The organism is Enterobacter sp. BNK-29 (genome assembly GCF_048684785.1).
Taxonomy (GTDB): Bacteria; Pseudomonadota; Gammaproteobacteria; order Enterobacterales; family Enterobacteriaceae; genus Enterobacter; species Enterobacter cloacae_M.
On sequence record NZ_JBLQTU010000001.1, the window covers coordinates 2,703,969 to 2,727,788 of the forward strand.

At 55.9% G+C, this 23,820-nt stretch carries 21 protein-coding genes, 1 pseudogene and 1 other annotated feature; of the genes and pseudogenes, 18 read left to right on the top strand and 4 right to left on the bottom strand.

Translation table 11 applies throughout. The annotated features are described in order from the left end of the window. The first annotated feature begins 86 nt into the window (after positions 1-86). The 7 genes from yjjY (at position 87) to ACMGGX_RS13000 (ending at position 6,916) form a co-directional block, all read left to right on the top strand. Positions 87-227 (top strand): protein YjjY, encoded by a 141-nt coding sequence (gene yjjY, locus ACMGGX_RS12970; protein WP_085928893.1) that lies wholly within the window; start codon positions 87-89, stop codon positions 225-227. A 399-nt stretch (positions 228-626) separates the two neighbouring features. Continuing rightward, positions 627-1,313, top strand: a complete 687-nt coding sequence (locus ACMGGX_RS12975; protein WP_029740855.1) for a tRNA/rRNA methyltransferase — start codon at positions 627-629, stop codon at positions 1,311-1,313. A gap of 211 nt (positions 1,314-1,524) precedes the next feature. After that, complete coding sequence (gene thrL, locus ACMGGX_RS12980; protein WP_015572623.1) at positions 1,525-1,593, top strand: thr operon leader peptide; 69 nt, start codon at positions 1,525-1,527, stop codon at positions 1,591-1,593. Then, positions 1,532-1,649, top strand: a sequence feature (Thr leader region). Its footprint overlaps the gene before it by 62 nt. Positions 1,650-1,673: 24 nt before the next feature. Then, a complete protein-coding gene (thrA, locus tag ACMGGX_RS12985; RefSeq protein WP_348562002.1) occupies positions 1,674-4,136 on the top strand; it encodes a bifunctional aspartate kinase/homoserine dehydrogenase I in 2,463 nt (820 codons plus the stop codon). A gap of 1 nt (position 4,137) precedes the next feature. Beyond that, positions 4,138-5,067, top strand: a complete 930-nt coding sequence (gene thrB / locus ACMGGX_RS12990) for a homoserine kinase (RefSeq protein WP_063439479.1) — start codon at positions 4,138-4,140, stop codon at positions 5,065-5,067. Between the two features lie 3 nt (positions 5,068-5,070). Then, entirely contained in the window at positions 5,071-6,357 is a 1,287-nt protein-coding gene (thrC, locus tag ACMGGX_RS12995) for a threonine synthase (protein WP_133550692.1), read from the top strand. A 256-nt stretch (positions 6,358-6,613) separates the two neighbouring features. Beyond that, positions 6,614-6,916 (top strand): DUF2502 domain-containing protein, encoded by a 303-nt coding sequence (locus ACMGGX_RS13000; RefSeq protein WP_023310339.1) that lies wholly within the window; start codon positions 6,614-6,616, stop codon positions 6,914-6,916. A gap of 31 nt (positions 6,917-6,947) precedes the next feature. On the opposite strand, the gene yaaA is transcribed toward ACMGGX_RS13000, so the two are convergent. Together yaaA and ACMGGX_RS13010 are read right to left on the bottom strand one after the other, a co-directional pair. After that, positions 6,948-7,721 carry a peroxide stress protein YaaA gene (gene yaaA / locus ACMGGX_RS13005; protein ID WP_420298465.1) on the bottom strand — a complete coding sequence of 258 codons (774 nt, stop codon included), beginning with the start codon at positions 7,719-7,721 and terminating at the stop codon, positions 6,948-6,950. Between the two features lie 66 nt (positions 7,722-7,787). Beyond that, entirely contained in the window at positions 7,788-9,218 is a 1,431-nt protein-coding gene (locus ACMGGX_RS13010; protein ID WP_181594361.1) for an alanine/glycine:cation symporter family protein, read from the bottom strand. Between the two features lie 262 nt (positions 9,219-9,480). Here ACMGGX_RS13010 and tal point away from each other — a divergent pair, with 262 nt between their 5' ends. The 3 genes from tal to ACMGGX_RS13025 all read left to right on the top strand — a co-directional run bounded on the left by tal (position 9,481) and on the right by ACMGGX_RS13025 (position 12,576). Further along, a complete protein-coding gene (gene tal, locus ACMGGX_RS13015) occupies positions 9,481-10,434 on the top strand; it encodes a transaldolase (RefSeq protein ID WP_023310342.1) in 954 nt (317 codons plus the stop codon). Between the two features lie 110 nt (positions 10,435-10,544). Next, complete coding sequence (gene mog, locus ACMGGX_RS13020) at positions 10,545-11,132, top strand: molybdopterin adenylyltransferase (RefSeq protein ID WP_023310343.1); 588 nt, start codon at positions 10,545-10,547, stop codon at positions 11,130-11,132. Positions 11,133-11,253: 121 nt separating this feature from the next. Further along, positions 11,254-12,576 (top strand): MFS transporter, encoded by a 1,323-nt coding sequence (locus ACMGGX_RS13025; protein ID WP_181594362.1) that lies wholly within the window; start codon positions 11,254-11,256, stop codon positions 12,574-12,576. Here ACMGGX_RS13025 and satP read toward each other — a convergent pair. Then, complete coding sequence (gene satP / locus ACMGGX_RS13030; protein ID WP_023334461.1) at positions 12,553-13,119, bottom strand: acetate uptake transporter; 567 nt, start codon at positions 13,117-13,119, stop codon at positions 12,553-12,555. The genes ACMGGX_RS13025 and satP overlap by 24 nt on opposite strands. Before the next feature lie 296 nt (positions 13,120-13,415). On the opposite strand from satP, the gene dnaK reads away from it, so the two are divergent. The 4 genes from dnaK to nhaR all read left to right on the top strand — a co-directional run bounded on the left by dnaK (position 13,416) and on the right by nhaR (position 18,868). After that, positions 13,416-15,329 (top strand): molecular chaperone DnaK, encoded by a 1,914-nt coding sequence (dnaK, locus tag ACMGGX_RS13035; protein ID WP_023310346.1) that lies wholly within the window; start codon positions 13,416-13,418, stop codon positions 15,327-15,329. An 87-nt stretch (positions 15,330-15,416) separates the two neighbouring features. Then, on the top strand, positions 15,417-16,562 hold the full coding sequence (gene dnaJ, locus ACMGGX_RS13040; RefSeq protein WP_023310347.1) for a molecular chaperone DnaJ: 1,146 nt from the start codon (positions 15,417-15,419) through the stop codon (positions 16,560-16,562). Positions 16,563-16,734: 172 nt separating this feature from the next. After that, positions 16,735-17,910 (top strand): Na+/H+ antiporter NhaA, encoded by a 1,176-nt coding sequence (gene nhaA, locus ACMGGX_RS13045; protein WP_181594363.1) that lies wholly within the window; start codon positions 16,735-16,737, stop codon positions 17,908-17,910. 58 nt (positions 17,911-17,968) lie between these two features. Continuing rightward, on the top strand, positions 17,969-18,868 hold the full coding sequence (gene nhaR / locus ACMGGX_RS13050) for a transcriptional activator NhaR (protein WP_032660752.1): 900 nt from the start codon (positions 17,969-17,971) through the stop codon (positions 18,866-18,868). Positions 18,869-18,925: 57 nt separating this feature from the next. On the opposite strand, the gene rpsT is transcribed toward nhaR, so the two are convergent. Further along, positions 18,926-19,189, bottom strand: coding sequence for a 30S ribosomal protein S20 (gene rpsT / locus ACMGGX_RS13055; RefSeq protein ID WP_003856458.1), 264 nt, complete (start codon positions 19,187-19,189; stop codon positions 18,926-18,928). Positions 19,190-19,290: 101 nt separating this feature from the next. On the opposite strand from rpsT, the pseudogene ACMGGX_RS13060 reads away from it, so the two are divergent. The 4 genes and pseudogenes from ACMGGX_RS13060 to lspA all read left to right on the top strand — a co-directional run bounded on the left by ACMGGX_RS13060 (position 19,291) and on the right by lspA (position 23,805). Beyond that, positions 19,291-19,509, top strand: a pseudogene (locus ACMGGX_RS13060) (DUF2575 domain-containing protein). A 7-nt stretch (positions 19,510-19,516) separates the two neighbouring features. Next, the gene (gene ribF, locus ACMGGX_RS13065; protein ID WP_023310350.1) at positions 19,517-20,443 is read left to right on the top strand and encodes a bifunctional riboflavin kinase/FAD synthetase; all 927 of its coding nucleotides are present in this window, start codon (positions 19,517-19,519) and stop codon (positions 20,441-20,443) included. Positions 20,444-20,488: 45 nt separating this feature from the next. Then, positions 20,489-23,305, top strand: coding sequence for an isoleucine--tRNA ligase (ileS, locus tag ACMGGX_RS13070; protein ID WP_420298466.1), 2,817 nt, complete (start codon positions 20,489-20,491; stop codon positions 23,303-23,305). Beyond that, the gene (gene lspA, locus ACMGGX_RS13075; protein ID WP_008502034.1) at positions 23,305-23,805 is read left to right on the top strand and encodes a signal peptidase II; all 501 of its coding nucleotides are present in this window, start codon (positions 23,305-23,307) and stop codon (positions 23,803-23,805) included. The genes ileS and lspA overlap by 1 nt, the downstream gene beginning before the upstream one ends. The last annotated feature ends 15 nt before the right edge of the window (positions 23,806-23,820 follow it).

Below are 23,820 nucleotides of genomic sequence, written 5' to 3' on the forward strand. Positions count from 1 at the left end.
CTAAATTGCCAACTAAATCGAAACAGGAAGTACAAAAGTCCCTGACCTGCCTGATGCATGTCGCAAATTAACATGATCGGCTTAACGTGACTAAAGTACGTAATTGCGTTCTTGATGCACTTTCCATCAACGTCAACAACATCATTAGCTTGGTCTTGGGTACTTTCCCTTTGGACCCGACAGTGTCAAAAACGGCTGTCATCCTAACCATTTTAACAGCAACATAACAGGCTAAGTGACACCAGACACCCAATAAAACTACGCTTCGTTGACATATATCAAGTTCAATTGTAGCACGTTAACAGTTTGATGAAATCATCGTAGCGGAATGCTAGCCTTTGTCACAATTTTTCAATAAACCAACTAGTTGCGGACATTGATTTATAAACGAAGCGAATCCAATCAGAATAGGGTATTCATATTGCTATTATCATTATAAAACATAGGGATAATAGTGTTCTGTTAACATTCTAACTGATTGTTCAGACAAGGAATAGTTTAGCGTTTTTAATTTGTTATGAAACGCTATTTCGGTGATTTGTGTTGCAATTTTGTAAATTCGCGCTGCGTAATATGTTGAAGTGCATCACATTTTTACCCGCTAACTGATTAAAAAGAGAGCATAAATGCATCTGTCGATTGTACTGGTTGCCCCAGCCAGAGCCGAAAATATAGGCGCTGCCGCGCGTGCCATGAAGACCATGGGGTTCACCGATTTACGTATCGTGGACAGCACTGCCCACCTGGAGCCTGCGGCTCGTTGGGTAGCGCACGGATCGGGCGATATCCTCGATAATATAACCACTTACGCTACGCTTGCTGACGCGCTGCACGACATTTCGTTTACCGTTGCGACCACCGCGCGCAGCCGTGCGAAGTTCCATTACTATGCCACGCCAGCGGAGCTGGTGCCGATGCTGAGTGAGAAAAGCCAGTGGCTGGATAAAGCCGCCCTGGTGTTTGGTCGCGAAGATTCAGGATTAACCAACGAAGAGCTGGAGCTGGCGGACGTTCTTACCGGTGCGCCGATGGTCGCCGATTATCCCTCCCTGAATTTAGGCCAGGCGGTCATGGTCTACTGCTATCAATTAGCCTCCCTAATACAAATCCCCCAACCTCCGGCAGAAGGGGCAAATGAAAATCAGCTGGCTGCGCTGCGCGCTCGCGTTGAGCAACTGTTGTCTCAGCTGGGGGTGGCGGACGATCAGAAAATGGCTGACTGGCTGCAGCAGCGTTTGGGCCGTCTTGAGCAGCGGGACACCGCAATGCTGCACCGTTTGCTGCACGATATTGAAAAAAAATTGGCGGAGTAAAATCCTGTCATAAGTTTTTAATATGGCGAATAAGTCTGTCCGGAAGGGTTGCTATTGGGCGAATCGGATGAAAATAAATCTGCAAACAGCGGGAGGTGAGAGTCTCCCGAATTGTGATCAAATTAAAAATTCGTTGACTTAAGGTGCCCGATCCTTTAACCCTAAAAGAATACAGGACAGACAGATAATAATGACAGAGTACACAACATCCATGAAACGCATCAGCATCACCACCATTACTACAACCATCATCATTACCACAGGTAACGATGCGGGCTGACGCGTACAGGAAAAACAAAAAAAAGCCCGCACCTGAACAGTGCGGGCTTTTTTTTCGGCTAAAGGAAACGAGGTAGAACCATGCGAGTGTTGAAGTTCGGCGGTACATCAGTGGCAAATGCAGAACGTTTTCTGCGTGTTGCCGATATCCTGGAAAGTAACGCCAGGCAGGGGCAGGTTGCTACCGTGCTCTCTGCCCCGGCAAAAATCACGAACCATCTGGTGGCGATGATTGAAAAAACCATCGGTGGCCAGGATGCACTCCCGAACATCAGCGACGCAGAGCGTATCTTCGCTGACTTACTGCAAGGGCTGGCAGAGGCGCTGCCTGGCTTCCCGCACGCTCAGCTGAAGTCCTTCGTTGAGCAGGAATTCGCGCAAATCAAACACGTCCTGCACGGCATTAGCCTTCTCGGCCAGTGCCCGGACAGCGTCAACGCGGCGCTGATCTGCCGGGGCGAAAAACTCTCTATCGCTATCATGGCCGGCGTGCTGGAAGCGCGCGGCCGTAGCGTGACGGTGATCGATCCGGTTGAAAAACTGCTGGCGGTGGGCCACTACCTCGAATCCACCGTTGATATTGCCGAATCAACCCGCCGTATCGCCGCCAGCAAAATCCCGCCTGACCATATGATCCTGATGGCAGGCTTCACCGCCGGTAACGAGAAAGGCGAGCTGGTGGTGCTGGGCCGTAACGGCTCCGACTACTCCGCCGCCGTGCTGGCCGCCTGTTTACGTGCGGACTGTTGTGAAATCTGGACTGACGTCGACGGCGTTTATACCTGCGACCCGCGCCAGGTTCCGGACGCCAGGCTGCTGAAGTCGATGTCGTACCAGGAAGCGATGGAGCTTTCCTACTTCGGCGCCAAAGTGCTTCACCCGCGTACCATCTCCCCGATTGCCCAGTTCCAGATCCCTTGCCTGATTAAAAACACCGGTAACCCGCAGGCGCCGGGTACGCTGATTGGCGCGAGTACCGATGAAGACGGTTTGCCGGTCAAAGGCATCTCCAACCTCAACAACATGGCGATGTTCAGCGTCTCCGGTCCGGGGATGAAGGGAATGGTCGGCATGGCGGCGCGCGTCTTTGCTGCTATGTCCCGCAACGGTATCTCGGTGGTGTTGATTACCCAGTCCTCTTCCGAATACAGCATCAGCTTCTGCGTGCCGCAGGCCGACTGCCTGCGCGCCCGCCGCGCGCTGGAGGAAGAGTTCTATCTGGAGCTGAAAGAAGAGCTGCTGGAGCCGCTCGCCATTCAGGAACGCCTGGCGATCATCTCCGTGGTCGGCGACGGCATGCGCACGCTGCGCGGTATCTCCGCCAAGTTCTTTGCCGCGCTGGCGCGCGCCAATATCAATATCGTGGCGATTGCCCAGGGCTCGTCAGAGCGTTCAATTTCTGTTGTCGTGGACAACGATGACGCCACCACCGGCGTACGCGTGGTTCACCAGATGCTGTTCAACACCGATCAGGTTATCGAGCTGTTCCTGATTGGCGTCGGCGGGGTGGGCGGCGCGCTGCTGGAGCAGGTGAAGCGTCAGCAGGAGTGGCTGAAGAAGAAACATATCGATCTGCGCGTCTGCGGGATTGCCAACTCCAGAGCGTTGCTGACTAACGTTCACGGTCTGAACCTGGAAAACTGGCAGGCCGAGATGAACGAGGCGAAAGAGCCGTTCAACCTGGGCCGCCTGATCCGTCTGGTGAAAGAGTATCATCTGCTTAACCCGGTGATCGTCGACTGTACCTCTAACCAGGCGGTGGCCGACCAGTACGCCGACTTCCTGCGCGAAGGGTTCCACGTGGTGACGCCGAACAAAAAGGCCAACACCTCGTCGATGGATTACTATCACCAGCTGCGTCTGGCGGCGAGCAAGTCGCGCCGTAAGTTCCTGTACGACACCAACGTGGGCGCGGGCCTGCCGGTTATCGAGAACCTGCAGAACCTTCTTAACGCGGGCGACGAACTGCAGCGTTTCTCCGGCATTCTCTCCGGCTCGCTGTCGTTTATCTTCGGCAAGCTGGATGAAGGCATGAGCCTGTCGGATGCGACCCGCGCCGCGCGCGAGCTGGGCTATACCGAGCCGGATCCGCGTGACGACCTTTCCGGTATGGACGTGGCGCGCAAGCTGCTGATCCTCGCGCGTGAAACGGGCCGTGAGCTTGAGCTTTCCGATATCGTGATTGAACCGGTCTTGCCGGCAGAATTTGACAGCAGCGGTGATGTCGCTGCATTCATGGCAAATTTGCCGCAGCTTGACGATGCTTTTGCCGCTCGTGTGGCGAAAGCCCGTGATGAAGGTAAGGTATTGCGCTATGTTGGCAACATTGAAGAAGATGGCGTGTGCCGGGTGAAGATTGCCGAAGTGGATGGCAACGACCCGCTGTACAAAGTTAAAAACGGCGAAAACGCCCTCGCGTTTTACAGCCACTATTATCAGCCACTGCCGCTGGTGCTTCGCGGCTATGGCGCAGGGAACGATGTTACGGCGGCGGGTGTGTTTGCCGATCTGCTGCGTACCCTGTCATGGAAGTTAGGAGTTTAACATGGTCAAAGTTTATGCCCCGGCTTCCAGCGCGAATATGAGCGTCGGATTTGACGTGCTGGGCGCGGCGGTGACGCCGGTGGATGGTTCACTGCTGGGCGATACGGTCACGGTGGAAGCGGCAGACAGCTTCAGCCTGAAGAACGTGGGCCGCTTCGCCAGCAAACTGCCGTCTGAGCCGCGCGAGAATATCGTCTATCAGTGCTGGGAACGCTTCTGTCAGGAGATCGGTAAAAACGTGCCGGTTGCCATGACGCTGGAAAAAAGTATGCCGATTGGCTCGGGTCTGGGTTCCAGCGCCTGCTCGGTAGTCGCCGCGCTGGTGGCGATGAACGAGCACTGCGGTAAGCCGCTGAACAACAACCGCCTGCTGGGGTTGATGGGCGAGCTGGAAGGGCGCATCTCCGGCAGCATTCACTATGACAACGTGGCGCCGTGCTTCCTCGGCGGCATGCAGCTGATGATCGAAGAAAATGGCATCATCAGCCAGCAGGTGCCAGGGTTTGATGAGTGGCTGTGGGTGCTGGCCTATCCGGGCATTAAGGTCTCTACCGCGGAAGCGCGTGCGATCCTGCCCGCGCAGTATCGTCGTCAGGACTGTATCGCTCACGGGCGTCATCTGGCGGGCTTTATTCATGCCTGCTACACCCGTCAGCCGCAGCTGGCGGCGAAGCTGATGAAGGATGTCATTGCCGAGCCGTACCGCACGAAGCTGCTGCCTGGCTTTAACGAGGCGCGACAGGCATCGATGGATATCGGCGCGCAGGCGTGCGGCATCTCCGGCTCCGGCCCGACGCTGTTCGCCCTGTGCGACAAGCCTGACACCGCGCAGCGCGTGGCGGACTGGCTCTCTAAACACTACCTGCAAAATCAGGAAGGCTTTGTTCATATTTGCCGTCTGGACACGGCTGGCGCACGAGTACTGGGATAATTAATGAAACTCTATAACCTTAAAGATCATAACGAGCAGGTCAGCTTCGCGCAGGCGGTAACTCAGGGGCTAGGCAAAAATCAGGGGCTGTTCTTCCCGCATGACCTGCCGGAATTCCAGCTGACCGACATCGACGAGCTGCTGAAACAGGACTTCGTCACCCGCAGCACCAAAATTCTGTCTGCGTTTATCGGCGACGAAATTCCGCAGGAGCTGCTGGAAGAGCGCGTGCGTGCGGCGTTCGCTTTCCCGGCGCCGGTTAAGCAGGTTGAGCCTGACGTTGGCTGCCTGGAGCTGTTCCACGGCCCGACGCTGGCGTTTAAAGACTTCGGCGGCCGCTTTATGGCGCAGATGCTGACCCACATCAGCGGCGACAAACCGGTGACCATCCTGACCGCGACATCCGGCGATACCGGTGCGGCGGTGGCGCATGCCTTCTACGGCCTGAAAAACGTCCGCGTGGTGATCCTCTATCCGAAAGGCAAAATCAGCCCGCTGCAGGAAAAACTGTTCTGTACGCTCGGCGGCAACATTGAAACCGTGGCAATTGACGGCGATTTCGATGCCTGCCAGGCGCTGGTCAAGCAGGCCTTCGACGACGAAGAGCTGAAGGTGGCTCTGGGTCTCAACTCTGCCAACTCCATCAACATCAGCCGTCTGCTGGCGCAGATCTGCTACTACTTCGAAGCGGTGGCGCAGCTGCCGCAGGAAGCGCGCAACCAGCTGGTGATCTCCGTGCCGAGCGGTAACTTCGGTGACCTGACGGCAGGTCTGCTGGCGAAATCCTTGGGTCTGCCGGTGAAACGCTTTATCGCGGCGACCAACGCCAACGACACCGTGCCGCGCTTCCTGAAAGACGGGAAGTGGGCGCCGAACGCCACGCAGGCGACGCTCTCCAACGCGATGGATGTGTCACAGCCGAACAACTGGCCGCGCGTGGAAGAGCTGTTCCGCCGTAAGATCTGGCGTTTGGGTGACCTGGGTTACGCCGCGGTGACGGATGAAACCACCAAAGAGACCATGCGCGAGATGAAAGCGGTGGGGTATATCTCTGAACCGCACGCGGCAATTGCCTACCGCGCGCTGCGCGACCAGCTTAACCCGGGTGAATATGGCCTGTTCCTGGGCACCGCGCATCCGGCGAAGTTCAAAGAGAGCGTGGAAGCGATCCTGGGCGAAACGCTGCCGCTGCCGAAAGAGCTGGCCGAGCGCGCCGACCTGCCTCTGCTGTCACATGAGCTGCCGGCAGATTTTGCCGCGCTGCGTAAGCTGATGATGACGCGTGCGTGATTGTGTTACCCGGTGGCGGCTACGCCTTACCGGGCCTATAACGACCACGACGACCTAATCGTAGGCCGGGTAAGGCGAAGCCGCCACCCGGCTTTTTTATGGAGAAATTAAGGAGAGAAAAAGCAGGAAAAAAGCAGAAATTCCCAATAAATGCGGTCACTTAGCGTTTAGGATTGCAGAGAATAACATCCCCCGTTCCCCTCGCGTAATCTCCTTACATCGGCCCACGTTGGGCAAGAAGAATAAGGAGTCACCTGTGTCTACACTGAAACCTGCACTCATCGCGCTTTCACTGGTGCTGGCCGCCCCCATGGCGGTTCAGGCATCTGAAATTACCCTCGTACCGGCGGTCAAACTGCAGATTGGCGACCAGGACAACAACGGTCATTACTGGGACGGCGGCCGCTGGCGCGACCACGACTGGTGGAAGGCGCATTATGACTGGCGTGATAACCACTGGCGTCCACATGATGAGCATCGTAAACACGACGATCGTCACGATGACCATCACCACGATGACCACCGTGACGATCGCGGCCCGGACTGGAAACACCATTAATGCAAAACCCGCCAGCTGGCGGGGTTTGTTTTTACTGCTCGTGGCGCTTAAACACCAGCTCGCCTTTCCCCGACGACGACTCGTCAAAGAAATAGCCTTCGCTGTTAAAGGCGGTCAGCTGCTCTGGCTTCGTCAGGCGGTTCTGGATGATGTAGCGGCTCATCAGGCCGCGCGCTTTCTTGGCGTAGAAGCTGATCACTTTGAACTTACCGTTCTTCTCGTCGAGGAACACCGGTTTGATAATCTCCGCATCCAGCTTTTTCGGCTTCACCGACTTGTAGTATTCATCGGATGCCAGGTTTATCACCACGTTATCGCCCTGGGCGTGCAGCGCCGCGTTCAGTTTGTCGGTAATGATATCGCCCCAGAAATGGTACAGATCTTTGCCTTTGGCATTTTCCAGGCGAATCCCCATCTCCAGACGATACGGCTGCATCAGATCCAGCGGGCGCAGTACGCCGTACAGACCCGACAGCATGCGCAGATGCTGCTGGGCAAAATCGAAATCGGCTTCGCTAAAATCTTCCGCCTGCAGGCCGGTGTAGACGTCACCTTTAAACGCCAGAATCGCCTGGCGAGCGTTCGCCGGGGTGAAATCCGGGCGCCACTCGTGAAAGCGGGTCGCGTTAAGATCGGCCAGCTTGTCGCTGATGCTCATCAGCGAGGCGATTTGCGGCGCAGAGAGCTTGCGCGCTTCGCGGATCAGCTGTTGCGAGTAGTCCAGCAGTTCAGGCCGGGTATAGCGCTCGGTGGCGAGCGGGCTCTGGTAGTCGAGCGTTTTTGCAGGTGAAATCAGAATCAGCATATCCAGTCCTTGCAGGAAATTTAGAGCGACTTTAGCAAAAAATCGCCCTGAATTGATCGATAGCTGTTATTGCCGCGGCAAATCATCCCACGTGCCGGGGGCAAGCTGCGCCTTAACGTCGGGATAGCGGGCGGGATCAAATACCGGAGGAACGCCGAGTTTGCGCTGACGCAGATAGTCTCTGGCAATCAGGGTCACAACGGGTGAGAGCAGCAGGATAGCGGTGAGGTTCGTGATCGCCATCAGCGCCATAATGATATCGGCCAGCTGCCAGACCAGCGGCATACTGAGGAAGGAGCCAGCGATGATCATCAATATGACCGCGAGACGCAGGGCTCCGATTGCGGCGCGGGAGTCGAGTTTCAGGAAAATAAGGTTATTTTCGGCGTAGAGGTAATTCACCACAATCGAGCTGAAGGCAAACAGCACCAGGACGAGCGAGACAAATCCTGCTCCCCAGCCGCCGGTCAGGTTCACCAGCGCCTGCTGGAGAAGCTGTATCCCGGCGGTACCAGAAGAATGCGGGACGGGGCCTGCCAGCAGCAAAATCATGGCGCTGGCGGAGCAGATGATAATGGTATCGGTAAAGACGCCAATCATCTGCACAATGCCCTGTGCGGCGGGGTGCGGCGGCCAGGAAGAGGCGGCAGCGGCCGCGTTGGGGGTTGACCCCATTCCGGCTTCATTGGAGAACATGCCCCGCTGAAAACCCGCCATCAGCGCCTGGCTGAAGGTGTAGCCCAGCGCCCCGGAGGCCACCTCGCGCCAGCCAAAAGCGCTTTTGACGATGGTCGCAATCACGCCCGGCACCTGGTCGATATGCAGTGCGGCGACGAACAGACTCGCGGCAATCCAAAGCAGCGCCATAACGGGAACCAGCCACTGCATCAGGCGGGCGATGCCCCTGAGACCGGCAGAAATAGTGAGCAGAACGACGAGGGCTAAAGCAATACCGGCGACCCACTCCGGGCAGGAGAAGGCATAGCGCAGGGCATTGGCGACAGAATTTGCCTGGACGGTATTAAAAATAAGGCCGTACGCGAGCAGTAAAAAAAGCGAGAACAGAACGCCCATCCAGCGCATCCCTAAGCCACGCGCCATGTACCAGGCAGGACCGCCGCGAAACTGGCCGTTTTTATCTTTCTCTTTATACAGCTGGGCGAGCGAACTTTCGGCAAAGGAGGTGGCCATCCCGAGTAGCGCCGTCACCCACATCCAGAAGACCGCGCCTGGCCCACCGGCGCTGATGGCCAGCGCAACGCCCGCCAGATTCCCGCTGCCGAGGCGTGCCGCCAGGCTGGTACAGAGTGCCTGGAACGACGTTAATCCGCCCGGCTGGGGCGTAACGCTGTTTTTCAGACTTCTGCCAAACTTGCGAATATAACGAAACTGGATAAACCCACTGCGTAGCGTAAACCAAATACCTGCTCCCAGAAGCAGGTAAATCATTATCGAACCCCACAGGACTTCGTTAATAAAGAAAAAGAAATCAGGCATTAACGTCCCTCTTGTTGATGCCAAAGTGAATATGTAAGCGCTACCACTGATTGGGCATGCTGTTGCTTAGCAGCCTGTTAATCTTCCGAGTTTACCATACTCTGCCTAAGCGCACTGTCTGCGGTTGCGCTGCCTCTCACTCGTGTTATCATCAGGGCAGACCGGTTACATCCCCCTAACAAGTAAACCTGTCATTTTTCCGCTGCAGGCATGCTGTCGGTAGCGTGAATTATCCAGGGCACGTTAAAAGAGAAACACTATCATGACGGATAAATTGACCTCCCTTCGTCAGTTCACCACTGTCGTAGCTGACACCGGAGATATCGCGGCAATGAAGCTGTACCAGCCGCAGGATGCCACAACCAACCCTTCTCTGATCCTTAACGCCGCACAGATCCCTGAGTATCGCAAACTGATTGACGACGCAGTGACCTGGGCGAAAGCACAGAGCAACGACCGCGCGCAGCAGGTTGTGGACGCTACCGACAAGCTGGCAGTGAACATCGGTCTGGAAATCCTGAAACTGGTTCCTGGCCGTATCTCTACCGAAGTGGATGCACGTCTCTCCTACGACACCGAAGCGTCTATCGCCAAAGCGAAACGTCTGATCAAAATGTACAACGATGCTGGCATCAGCAACGACCGTATCCTGATCAAACTGGCTTCTACCTGGCAGGGTATCCGCGCGGCAGAGCAACTGGAAAAAGACGGTATCAACTGTAACCTGACCCTGCTGTTCTCCTTCGCGCAGGCGCGCGCATGTGCAGAAGCGGGCGTATACCTGATTTCTCCGTTCGTGGGCCGTATTCTGGACTGGTACAAAGCCAACACCGATAAGAAAGAGTACGCACCGGCTGAAGATCCAGGCGTGGTTTCTGTTACTGAAATCTACGAATACTACAAACAGCACGGCTATGAGACCGTGGTTATGGGCGCAAGCTTCCGTAACGTCGGTGAAATCATCGAGCTGGCTGGCTGTGACCGCCTGACCATCGCCCCTGCGCTGCTGAAAGAGCTGGCAGAAAGCGAAGGTACCATCGAGCGTAAGCTGTCCTACACCGGTGAAGTGAAAGCACGCCCAGAGCGCATCACTGAATCCGAGTTCCTGTGGCAGCACAACCAGGATCCAATGGCTGTAGACAAACTGGCGGACGGTATCCGTAAGTTTGCTGTTGACCAGGGCAAACTGGAAAAAATGATCGGCGACCTGCTGTAATCATTCTGCGTGACCGGGCTCCCGGTCACGCGACTTCTTTCGTACCCTGTCTGAATCTCCTCTCTGCGTGTATCATTCCCTTTAATCAGTACTTTTTGAATGGAATGGATATGAATACCTTACGCATCGGCTTAGTGTCGATTTCTGACCGCGCCTCCAGCGGCGTTTACCAGGATAAAGGCATCCCTGCTCTGGAAGAGTGGCTTGGCAGCGCGCTGACCACCCCCTTTGACATTCAGACCCGCCTGATCCCTGACGAACAGCCGATCATCGAGCAGACGCTCTGCGAGCTGGTGGATGAGATGAGCTGCCACCTTGTTCTGACGACGGGCGGAACCGGCCCCGCGCGCCGCGACGTGACGCCGGACGCAACGCTGGCGATCGCCGATCGTGAAATGCCGGGCTTCGGCGAACAGATGCGCCAGATCAGTCTACACTTTGTCCCGACGGCCATTCTTTCCCGCCAGGTGGGAGTGATCCGCAAGCAGGCGTTGATTCTGAACCTGCCGGGGCAGCCGAAGTCGATCAAAGAGACGCTGGAAGGGCTGAAGGCGGAAGATGGCAGCGTCCTCGTTCACGGCATCTTTGCAAGTGTACCGTATTGTATACAGCTGCTTGACGGCCCCTATGTGGAAACCGATGAGAAAGTAGTAGCAGCTTTTCGCCCGAAAAACGCACGCCGCGAAACAATCTCCTGAAATTAACCAATATGTGGCATTAGCTGAAGCGGCGATAGCGTGGTAAAGCTTTTACGGTATAGTAATTTTTTCTTTACGATTGCTGTAAAAATAAATCCACAATACACGCAAATGGTTCGCTATGTCACATAACACCCGCCCTCTGAATCGACAGGACTACAAAACTCTCACGCTCGCGGCCTTAGGCGGCGCGCTGGAATTTTACGACTTCATCATCTTTGTTTTCTTCGCCGCCGTGGTGGGAGAGCTCTTCTTCCCGGCGGATATCCCGGAATGGCTGCGTCAGGTGCAAACCTTCGGCATTTTTGCTGCCGGATATCTGGCGCGTCCGCTGGGCGGCATTATCATGGCCCACTTTGGCGATCTGGTCGGGCGCAAGAAGATGTTTACCCTTAGCATTCTGCTGATGGCCGTACCGACGCTGGCCATTGGTCTGCTGCCCACCTATGCCTCGATGGGCATTCTTGCTCCGTTGCTGCTGTTGCTGATGCGCGTCCTTCAGGGCGCGGCGATTGGCGGTGAAGTGCCGGGCGCATGGGTGTTTGTCGCGGAGCATGTTCCGGCGCGCCGCATTGGTATCGCCTGCGGAACCTTAACCGCGGGGTTAACGGTAGGGATTTTGCTCGGTTCCGTCGTCGCAACAATTGTAAACACCAGCATGACGCAGCAGGCCGTGCACGACTGGGGCTGGCGTATTCCGTTCCTGCTGGGCGGGGCGTTTGGTCTGGTCGCGATGTACCTGCGCCGCTGGCTGCAGGAGACGCCGATTTTCCTCGAAATGCAGCAGCGCAAAGCGCTGGCGCAGGAGCTGCCGGTGAAGGCGGTCGTGGTACGCCATAAAAAAGCGGTGGTGGTGTCGATTCTGCTCACCTGGCTGCTCTCGGCGGGCATTGTGGTGGTGATATTGATGTCTCCGGTGTGGCTGCAAAAGCAGTACGGTTTCGCTCCTGCCGTGACGCTACAGGCGAACAGTATCGCGACAATCATGCTCTGCTTTGGCTGTCTCGCCGCCGGGCTGGCGGCAGATCGTTTCGGTGCCAGCGTTACCTTTATCGTCGGTAGCCTGTTACTGGCCGCATCAAGCTGGGCGTTTTACCATCTGGCGGGCAGCAATCCTGAACAGCTGTTCCTGCTGTACGGCACTGTAGGGCTGTGCGTGGGCGTTGTCGGGGCGGTACCGTACGTGATGGTCCGCGCATTCCCGCCGGAAGTTCGTTTCACCGGGATCTCGTTCTCTTACAACGTCTCATATGCCATTTTCGGCGGGCTGACGCCGATTGCGGTGACGGTGCTGATGGGCGTGTCGCCGATGGCGCCAGCCTGGTATGTACTCGCGCTCTCGCTGATGGGGCTGGTATTAGGATTTTGGCTTCGTCAGGCGGGGGGATGTCGTGCCCGCGAGGCGGGCACGACAGAGGGATCAGTGTTTTTCACCAATCGGTAGAATGGTGCGGTCAAACTGCTCGTTCAGCACTTCACCCATTGCGAGGTAGATAGCGCTTGCGCCGCAAACCAGACCAATCCAGCCTGCAACATGAACGATGCCTTCGTTATCCACCAGGTGACCAATCGCCAGCAGGGCGAACAGTACGGTCAGGCTCAGGAAAACGAACTGCAGCATGCGGTTACCTTTCAGGGTACCGAAGAACATGAACAGGGTGAAGACGCCCCACAGGCCCAGGTAAACGCCCAGGAAGTGGGCGTTTGCCGCGTCTGCCATGCCCATTTTAGGCAGCAGCAGAATGGCAACCAGGGTCAGCCAGAAAGAACCGTAAGAGGTGAAGGCGGTTAAGCCGAAGGTATTGCCTTTCTTATATTCCAGCAGGCCCGCGAAGATTTGCGCGATACCGCCGTAAAAAATGCCCATCGCCAGGATGATGCCATCCATCGGGAACATCCCGATATTGTGCAGGTTCAGCAGGATAGTGGTCATGCCAAAACCCATCAGGCCCAGCGGAGCCGGATTAGCCAACTTAGTGTTGCCCATAAGTCCTCAAAAAAATCATCATTAATATGGTGAAATGGTTAAACCCGCGTCAGTTCTCCCTGACTGGGCGCGGCATCATAATGGGCGCAATCGATGGCGTCTATGATCTCATCAGGGTGAAATTAAAATTTTTTTTATGCTTGCCCCTTGATGGATGCCGTCGCGACCCCATCTTGTAGTCAACCGCAGTGTGTGGACCTGAAAAAAATCAAATCTGGGCAGTTGAAAAAGCACGTTCTGCCCTTATTACAGGTACACAACCACATGTTGACTGAATTTTTAGTGGAGACGTTTAGATGGGTAAAATTATTGGTATCGACCTGGGTACTACCAACTCTTGTGTAGCGATTATGGATGGCACTACTGCACGCGTGCTGGAGAACGCCGAGGGCGATCGCACCACGCCTTCTATCATTGCTTATACCCAGGATGGTGAAACTCTGGTTGGTCAGCCGGCTAAACGTCAGGCAGTGACAAACCCGCAAAACACCCTGTTTGCGATTAAACGCCTGATCGGCCGCCGCTTCCAGGACGAAGAAGTTCAGCGTGACGTTTCCATCATGCCTTACAAAATCATCGCGGCCGATAACGGCGATGCATGGCTTGATGTGAAAGGCACCAAAACTGCACCACCGCAGATTTCTGCTGAAGTGCTGAAAAAAATGAAGAAAACCGCTGAAGATTACCTGGGTGAGCCGGTAACTGAAGCTGTTATCACCGTTCCTGCGTACTTCAACGATGCTCAGCGTCAGGCAACCAAAGATGCTGGCCGTATCGCAGGTCTGGAAGTAAAACGTATCATCAACGAACCAACCGCTGCTGCACTGGCTTACGGTCTGGATAAAGAAGTTGGCAACCGCACTATCGCGGTTTACGACCTGGGTGGTGGTACTTTCGATATCTCTATTATCGAAATCGACGAAGTTGACGGCGAAAAAACCTTCGAAGTTCTGGCAACTAACGGTGATACCCACCTGGGTGGTGAAGACTTCGATACCCGTCTGATCAACTACCTCGTTGACGAGTTCAAGAAAGATCAGGGCATTGACCTGCGTAACGATCCGCTGGCCATGCAGCGCCTGAAAGAAGCCGCTGAGAAAGCGAAGATCGAGCTGTCTTCCGCTCAGCAGACCGACGTTAACCTGCCGTACATCACCGCAGACGCGACCGGTCCTAAACACATGAACATCAAAGTGACCCGTGCGAAACTGGAAAGCCTGGTAGAAGACCTGGTGAACCGTTCTATCGAGCCGCTGAAAGTTGCTCTGCAGGACGCTGGCCTGTCCGTATCCGATATCCAGGACGTTATCCTGGTCGGTGGTCAGACCCGTATGCCAATGGTTCAGAAGAAAGTGGCTGAGTTCTTTGGTAAAGAGCCACGTAAAGACGTTAACCCGGACGAAGCGGTTGCAATCGGTGCTGCGGTTCAGGGGGGCGTACTGACCGGTGAAGTTAAAGACGTACTGCTGCTGGACGTTACCCCGCTGTCTCTGGGTATCGAAACCATGGGCGGTGTGATGACTGCGCTCATCAACAAAAACACCACCATCCCAACGAAACACAGCCAGGTGTTCTCTACCGCTGAAGACAACCAGTCTGCGGTAACCATCCATGTGATTCAGGGTGAGCGTAAGCGTGCGGCGGATAACAAATCTCTGGGTCAGTTCAACCTGGACGGTATTAACCCGGCGCCGCGCGGCATGCCGCAGATCGAAGTGACCTTCGACATCGATGCTGACGGTATCCTGCACGTGTCTGCGAAAGACAAAAACAGCGGTAAAGAGCAGAAGATCACCATCAAGGCATCTTCTGGCCTGAACGAAGCGGAAATCGAAAAAATGGTTCGTGATGCCGAAGCTAACGCGGAATCCGACCGTAAGTTCGAAGAGCTGGTTCAGACCCGCAACCAGGGTGACCATCTGCTGCACAGCACCCGTAAGCAGGTTGAAGAAGCAGGCGATAAACTGCCAGCGGAAGACAAGACTGCTATCGAAGCTGCACTGAGCGCGCTGGAATCCTCACTGAAAGGTGAAGACAAAGCGGACATCGAAGCGAAGATGCAGGAACTGGCGCAGGCTTCTCAGAAGCTGATGGAAATCGCTCAGCAGCAGCACGCTCAACAGCAGGCGGGCGCTGACGCTTCGGCGAACAACGCGAAAGACGACGACGTTGTCGACGCTGAGTTCGAAGAAGTTAAAGATAAAAAATAATCGCCCTGATGCAGGGTAATTAATCGGCACGGGCGTAGGAGAATTCTCCACGCCCGTGCTCGCATGTTAAGGGGCTTAAAAAAACCAATGGCAAAGCAAGACTATTACGAGATTTTAGGCGTTCCGAAAACTGCGGAAGAGCGTGAAATCAAAAAGGCGTACAAGCGCCTGGCCATGAAATTCCACCCGGACCGTAATCAGGGTGACAAAGAGGCTGAAGCCAAATTTAAAGAGATCAAAGAAGCCTACGAAGTCCTGACCGATGCACAGAAACGTGCGGCCTATGACCAGTACGGTCACGCAGCCTTTGAACAGGGCGGCATGGGCGGCGGTGGATTCGGCGGCGGCGGCTTTGGCGGCGGCGCTGACTTCAGCGATATCTTTGGCGATGTATTCGGCGACATCTTCGGCGGCGGCCGTGGTCGTCAGCGCGCGGCGCGCGGCGCGGACCTGCGCTACAACATGGAGCTGACGCTGGAAGAGGCCGTTCGCGGTGTCACCAAAGAGATCCGTATTCCGACGCTGGAAGAGTGTGACGTTTGCCACGGCAGCGGCGCGAAAGCGGGCACACAGCCTCAGACCTGTCCAACCTGTCACGGCTCTGGTCAGGTACAGATGCGCCAGGGCTTCTTCGCGGTACAGCAGGCCTGTCCTCACTGTCACGGTCGCGGCACGCTGATTAAAGATCCATGCACCAAATGCCACGGGCATGGTCGCGTTGAGAAAACCAAAACTCTGTCCGTTAAGATCCCGGCTGGCGTCGATACGGGCGACCGAATCCGTCTGGCAGGTGAGGGCGAAGCAGGGGAGCACGGCGCACCGGCGGGCGATCTGTACGTTCAGGTGCAGGTGAAACAGCACGCTATTTTCGAGCGTGAAGGTAATAACCTGTACTGCGAAGTGCCGATCAACTTCGCGATGGCGGCACTCGGCGGTGAAATCGAAGTGCCTACGCTGGACGGTCGCGTGAACCTGAAAGTGCCTGGGGAAACCCAGACCGGCAAGCTGTTCCGCATGCGCGGGAAAGGCGTTAAATCCGTTCGCGGTGGTGCCCAGGGCGACCTGCTGTGCCGCGTCGTCGTGGAAACGCCGGTTGGCCTGAACGACAAGCAGAAACAACTGCTGAAAGAACTGCAGGAGAGCTTTGGCGGCCCAACGGGTGAGAAAAACAGCCCGCGTTCCAAAAGCTTCTTCGATGGCGTCAAAAAATTCTTCGATGATTTGACCCGCTAATTCGTTAGCTGATTTTCATCTTCTAAAAGCCCGGAAGCGATTCCGGGCTTTTTTATTTGCGCGTATAGCTCGGTTAAACTGAGTCTATACTCAACATTAATCTGTTTTTGCCGAGCTATTTGGCTTGGTATTATGGTTTTATCGAGGTATTGTTGTAAAAGAGAGAACTTAAATGAAATTACTACACCGTTTCTTTAGCAGTGAGGCGTCCGGTGGCGTGATCCTGATTATTGCCGCAGCGGCCGCGATGGTGCTGGCTAACCTTGGCATCACGCAGGATCTCTACCATGCATTTCTGGAAACGCCCGTTGAGCTGAAGGTCGGGGCGCTGGAAATTAACAAGAACATGCTGCTGTGGATCAACGATGCGCTAATGGCGGTATTCTTCCTGCTGGTGGGTCTTGAGGTTAAGCGTGAGCTGGTTCTGGGCTCGCTTGCCAGCCGCCAGCGCGCGGCGTTTCCTGTGATCGCAGCCATCGGCGGAATGGTCGTTCCGGCATTGCTCTTCCTGGCGTTCACCTGGCAGGATCCTGTTGCGCGTGACGGCTGGGCGATCCCGGCCGCGACGGATATCGCCTTTGCGCTCGGTGTCTTAGCCTTGCTCGGTAGCCGCGTGCCGGTGGCCCTGAAAATCTTCCTGATGGCGCTGGCGATCATCGATGACCTGGGCGCCATTGTGATTATCGCGCTGTTCTACACCAGCGATCTGTCGATCCTGTCCCTGAGCGTCGCCGCCGGGGCGATTGCGGTGCTGGCGCTGCTGAACATCTTCAATGTTCGCCGCATCGGTATCTATATCCTGGTGGGGATGGTGCTGTGGACGGCGGTGCTGAAATCCGGCGTGCACGCCACGCTGGCAGGCGTGATTGTGGGCTTCTTCGTGCCGCTTAAGCCGCAGGACGGCAAGTCGCCTGCCAAACAGCTGGAGCATGTGCTGCACCCGTGGGTTGCCTTTATGATCCTGCCGCTGTTTGCGTTTGCCAACGCGGGCGTTTCCCTCGGCGGCGTGACGCTGGACGGGCTGACGTCCGTGCTGCCGCTGGGCATCATTGCCGGGCTGTTTATCGGTAAGCCGCTGGGTATTAGCCTCTTCTGCTGGCTGGCGACGAAGCTGAAGCTGGCGTCATTGCCGCACGGCACAACTTTTGGCCAAATTATGGCCGTCGGCGTGCTGTGTGGAATCGGGTTTACGATGTCGATCTTTATTTCGACGCTGGCGTTTGGTACGCATGCGCCTGAGCTTATCGTCTGGGCTAAACTCGGCATTCTCATCGGGTCATTACTGGCCGCGGTAATCGGTTATACCTTGTTGAAGATGAAGTTGTCCGGACAGGCCGTCCAGGCATAACGGAACACCGGGAGGAGGCGATCCTTCTCCCGATACACACTCAGGGAGAGAAGACGAGATGTCTCATTTAAATTACAACCATCTGTACTACTTCTGGCACGTCTACAAACAGGGCTCGGTGGTGGGGGCGGCAGAGGCGCTATACCTGACTCCGCAAACCATCACCGGGCAAATCAAGGCCCTGGAAGAGCGCCTGCAGGGCAAGCTGTTCAAGCGTAAGGGGCGTGGGATTGAACCCAGCGAACTGGGTGAACTGGTGTTCCGCTATGCGGACAAAATGTTCACCCTGAGCCAGGAGATGCTGGATATCGTCAACTATCGCAAAGAGTCGAACCTGCTCTTTGACGTGGGCGTGGCGGATGCACTGTCCAAGCGGCTGGTGAGCGGCGTGCTGGATGCGGCGGTAGTCGAAGACGAGCAAATCCACCTGCGCTGCTTTGAATCCACCCACGAGATGCTGCTGGAACAGCTGAGCCAGCACAAGCTGGACATGATTATCTCGGACTGCCCGATTGACTCCACCCAGCAGGAAGGGCTGTTCTCGGTGAAGATTGGCGAATGTGGCGTGAGCTTCTGGTGCATTAACCCGCCGCCGGAGAAACCGTTCCCCGCGTGCCTTGAAGAGCGCCGTCTGCTGGTGCCGGGAAGACGTTCCATGCTCGGACGCAAGCTGCTGAACTGGTTTAACTCGCAGGGGCTGAAGGTAGAAATCCTCGGTGAGTTCGACGATGCGGCGCTGATGAAAGCCTTTGGCGAAGCGCATAATGCGATCTTCGTTGCGCCGACGCTGTACGCGCACGATCTCTATTCAGACGACAAGATTACGGAGATAGGCAGAGTGGATAACGTGATGGAGGAGTATCACGCCATATTTGCCGAAAGAATGATTCAGCACCCGGCGGTGCAGCGAATCTGCAATCGTGACTACTCGGCGCTGTTTACGCCACCGGCAATCTGAAGGCATAAAAAAACCCGCGTTAAGCGGGTTCTTTAAACAAGCAACAACAAGTAGCGATTAAGCCAGTTTGTTGATCTGCGCGGTCAGGTTTGCTTTATGACGCGCTGCTTTGTTTTTGTGGATCAGACCTTTAGCAGCCTGACGATCCACGATTGGTTGCATTTCGTTAAATGCGTTCTGCGCTGCAGCTTTGTCGCCTGCTTCGATTGCTGCGTATACTTTCTTGATGAAAGTACGCATCATAGAGCGACGGCTTGCGTTGTGCTTACGAGCCTTTTCAGACTGAACGGCACGTTTCTTAGCTGATTTGATATTAGCCAAGTCCAACTCCCAAATATGTTCTATGTGGACAATTCAAAGGCCGAGGAATATGCCCTCTTTGCCTTCTTTTGTCAATGGATTTGTGCAAATAAGCGCCGTTAATTAGCGACGCTACGTTACGTAGTGATGGCGCAGGATTCTACCAGCTTGTCTTCCCTGAATACAGCCTTTCGGCATAAAAATCGCAGTTCAGGAGCAGATTTTTTCGCTGCGAAAGGTCAGCCTGATGAAATCATTACGGCTTTCTGTTTTGCGCGAACAATCGCCGGTTAACCTTAACCGCTGTACAAGGTATACTTTGGCGATTTTCACTGTTTTGAGCCAGACATGAAGCTGATACGCGGCATACATAATCTCAGCAGCGCGCCACACGGGTGCGTGCTGACTATTGGTAATTTCGACGGCGTGCATCGTGGTCATCAGGCGCTGTTGCAGGGATTGCGTAAAGAAGGGGAGGCCCGCGGCCTGCCCGTTGTAGTGATGATTTTCGAGCCGCAGCCGCTGGAGCTGTTCGCGGGCGATAAATCTCCCGCCCGACTCACTCGCCTGCGCGAGAAATTGCGCTATCTGGCGGAGTCCGGCGTGGACTATGTATTGTGTTTACGTTTCGATCGTCGCTTTGCCGCGCTGACAGCACAAAATTTCGTCAGCGACCTGCTGGTTAAGCGTCTTGGCGTACAGTTTCTCGCCGTGGGCGATGATTTCCGCTTTGGCGCTGGTCGTCAGGGCGATTTCTTGCTATTACAGAAGGCTGGTCTGGAGTACGGATTTGACGTCACCAGCGCGATGACCTTCTGCGAAGGCGGCGTGCGCGTCAGCAGCACGGCGGTGCGTCAGGCGCTGGCTAATGATGACCTGGACACGGCAGAAACCCTGCTGGGGCATCCGTTCACCATCTCTGGCCGCGTGGTCCATGGCGATGCGCTGGGGCGCACGATAGGCTTCCCGACGGCGAATATACCGCTGCGTCGTCAGGTTTCCCCGGTTAAAGGGGTGTATGCGGTGGAAGTGGCAGGACTGGGCGATAAGCCGTTCTACGGCGTCGCCAACATTGGCACGCGTCCGACCGTCGCCGGTGTGCGTCAACAGTTAGAAGTGCACCTGCTGGACGTTGTAATGGACCTCTATGGTCGCCATATAGATGTGATACTGCGTAAAAAAATACGCAACGAGCAGCGATTTGGTTCGCTGGATGAACTAAAAGCGCAAATTGCGCGAGATGAATTGACGGCCCGCGAGTTTTTTGGGCTTTGAACCCGGCTTAACTGCCTACGTGATAAATACGGAACCGAGAATCTGATGAGTGACTATAAATCAACCCTGAATTTGCCGGAAACAGGGTTCCCGATGCGCGGCGATCTCGCCAAGCGCGAACCGGGAATGCTGGCGCGTTGGACCGATGATGACCTGTACGGCATCATTCGTGCAGCCAAAAAAGGCAAAAAAACCTTCATTCTGCATGATGGCCCTCCATATGCGAATGGCAGCATTCATATTGGTCACTCGGTTAACAAGATTCTGAAAGACATTATCGTGAAGTCCAAAGGCCTCACGGGATATGACTCGCCTTACGTTCCTGGCTGGGACTGCCACGGTCTGCCAATCGAGCTGAAAGTGGAGCAAGAGTTTGGCAAACCGGGTGAGAAGTTCACCGCCGCCGAGTTCCGTGCGAAGTGCCGCGAATACGCAGCCACGCAGGTTGACGGTCAGCGCGCTGACTTCATCCGTCTGGGCGTGCTGGGCGACTGGTCGCACCCGTACCTGACCATGGACTTCAAAACTGAAGCCAACATCATCCGTGCGCTGGGTAAAATCATCGGTAACGGCCACCTGCACAAAGGCGCTAAGCCGGTGCACTGGTGCGTGGACTGCCGCTCTGCGCTGGCAGAAGCGGAAGTTGAGTATTACGACAAAACCTCTCCATCTATCGACGTGGCGTTCTATGCCGTCGATCAGGATGCGGTGAAAGCTAAATTTGGCGTCTCCTCGGTAAACGGCCCGATCTCTTTGGTGATCTGGACAACCACCCCGTGGACCCTGCCAGCGAACCGTGCGATCTCCCTGTCCGGTGAGTTCGAATACGCGCTGGTGCAGATTGACGGTCAGGCGGTTATCCTGGCGAAAGATCTGGTTGAGAGCGTGCTGAAGCGCGCGCATATCACCGACTACACCGTGCTGGGCACCGTGAAAGGCGACACGCTGGAGCTGATGCGCTTCAAGCACCCGTTCCTGGACTTCGACGTTCCGGCGATCCTGGGCGACCACGTGACGCTGGAAGCGGGTACCGGTGCGGTACATACCGCCGGTGGCCACGGTCCTGACGACTACAACATCAGCCTGAAGTACGGTCTGGAAATCGCTAACCCGGTTGGCCCGGACGGATCTTACCTGCCAGGCACCTATCCGGCGCTGGACGGTATCAACGTCTTCAAAGCGAACGACATCATCGTCGACATGCTGCGCACCAGCGGCGCGCTGCTGCACGTTGAAAAAATGCAGCACAGCTATCCGTGCTGCTGGCGTCACAAGACCCCGATCATCTTCCGTGCGACCCCGCAGTGGTTCGTCAGCATGGATCAGAAAGACCTGCGCGAGCAGTCTCTGAAAGAGATCAAAGGCGTGCAGTGGATCCCTGACTGGGGCCAGGCGCGTATCGAATCCATGGTGGCTAACCGTCCTGACTGGTGTATCTCCCGTCAGCGTACCTGGGGCGTGCCGATGTCTCTGTTCGTACATAAAGAGACGCAGGAGCTGCACCCGAACACCCTGGAACTGATGGAAGAAGTGGCGAAGCGCGTCGAAGTTGACGGCATTCAGGCGTGGTGGGATCTCGACTCCCGCGACATCCTGGGCGCTGACGCAGACAACTACGAGAAAGTACCGGATACCCTGGACGTGTGGTTCGACTCCGGGTCTACCCACTCCTCCGTGGTTGACGTGCGTCCGGAATTTGCCGGTCACGCTGCCGATATGTATCTGGAAGGGTCTGACCAACACCGCGGCTGGTTCATGTCATCTCTGATGATCTCCACCGCCATGAAGGGTAAAGCGCCTTACCGTCAGGTACTGACTCACGGCTTCACCGTGGATGGTCAGGGCCGTAAGATGTCCAAATCTATCGGTAACACCGTTTCTCCGCAGGATGTGATGAACAAGCTGGGCGCAGACATTCTTCGTCTGTGGGTGGCCTCTACCGATTACACCGGCGAAATGGCGGTGTCCGACGAGATCCTGAAGCGTGCTGCCGACAGCTATCGTCGTATCCGTAACACCGCGCGCTTCCTGCTGGCGAACCTGAACGGGTTCGATCCGGCAAAAGACATGGTGAAACCGGAAGAGATGGTGGTGCTGGACCGCTGGGCGGTAGGCTGCGCGAAAGCGGCGCAGGAGGATATCCTGAAAGCCTATGAGTCTTACGACTTCCACGAAGTGGTGCAGCGCCTGATGCGCTTCTGCTCCATCGAGATGGGCTCGTTCTACCTCGACATCATCAAAGACCGCCAGTACACCGCGAAAGCGGACAGCGTGGCGCGTCGTAGCTGCCAGACCGCGCTGTTCCACATCGCAGAAGCGCTGGTTCGCTGGATGGCGCCGATCATGTCCTTCACCGCGGACGAAATCTGGGGCTACCTGCCGGGCGACCGTGAGAAGTATGTGTTCACGGGCGAGTGGTACGAAGGTCTGTTCGATCTCTCCAGCACCGAAGCGATGAACGATGCCTTCTGGGATGAGCTGCTGAAAGTGCGTGGTGAAGTGAACAAGGTTATCGAGCAGGCGCGTGCGGACAAGAAAGTCGGCGGCTCTCTGGAAGCGGCAGTTACGCTGTATGCCGAACCGGAGCTGGCGGCGAAGCTGACGGCGCTGGGCGATGAATTACGATTTGTCCTGTTGACCTCCGGTGCGAAAGTTGCGGATTATGCCGATGCTTCTGCTGATGCTCAGCAGAGCGAACTGCTCAAAGGACTGAAAGTCGCGCTGAGCAAAGCCGACGGTGAGAAATGCCCGCGTTGCTGGCATTACACCACCGATGTTGGCCAGGTGGCGGAACACGCAGACATCTGCGGACGCTGTGTAAGCAACGTCGCCGGTGACGGCGAAAAACGTAAGTTTGCCTGATGAGTAAAACTCTCTGTTCAACAGGACTGCGCTGGCTGTGGCTGGTTGTGGTGGTGCTGATTATCGATCTGGGCAGCAAGTTCCTGATCCTCCAGAATTTCGCTCTGGGAGAGACGGTCCCGCTGTTCCCGTCGCTTAACCTGCACTACGCGCGTAACTACGGCGCAGCGTTTAGTTTCCTTGCCGACAGCGGTGGCTGGCAGCGCTGGTTCTTTGCGGGTATCGCTCTCGGTATCTGCGTGATCCTCGCGGTGCTGATGTACCGCTCGAAGGCCACGCAAAAGCTGAATAACATTGCCTACGCGCTGATCATTGGCGGCGCGCTGGGCAACCTGTTTGACCGCCTGTGGCACGGCTTTGTGGTCGATATGATCGATTTCTACGTCGGCGACTGGCACTTCGCGACCTTTAACCTCGCCGATAGCGCAATTTGCATCGGCGCGGCGTTAATCGTGCTGGAAGGCTTCTTGCCTAAACCGGCTGCGAAAGAGCAGGCGTAACACACTCGCCCGGTG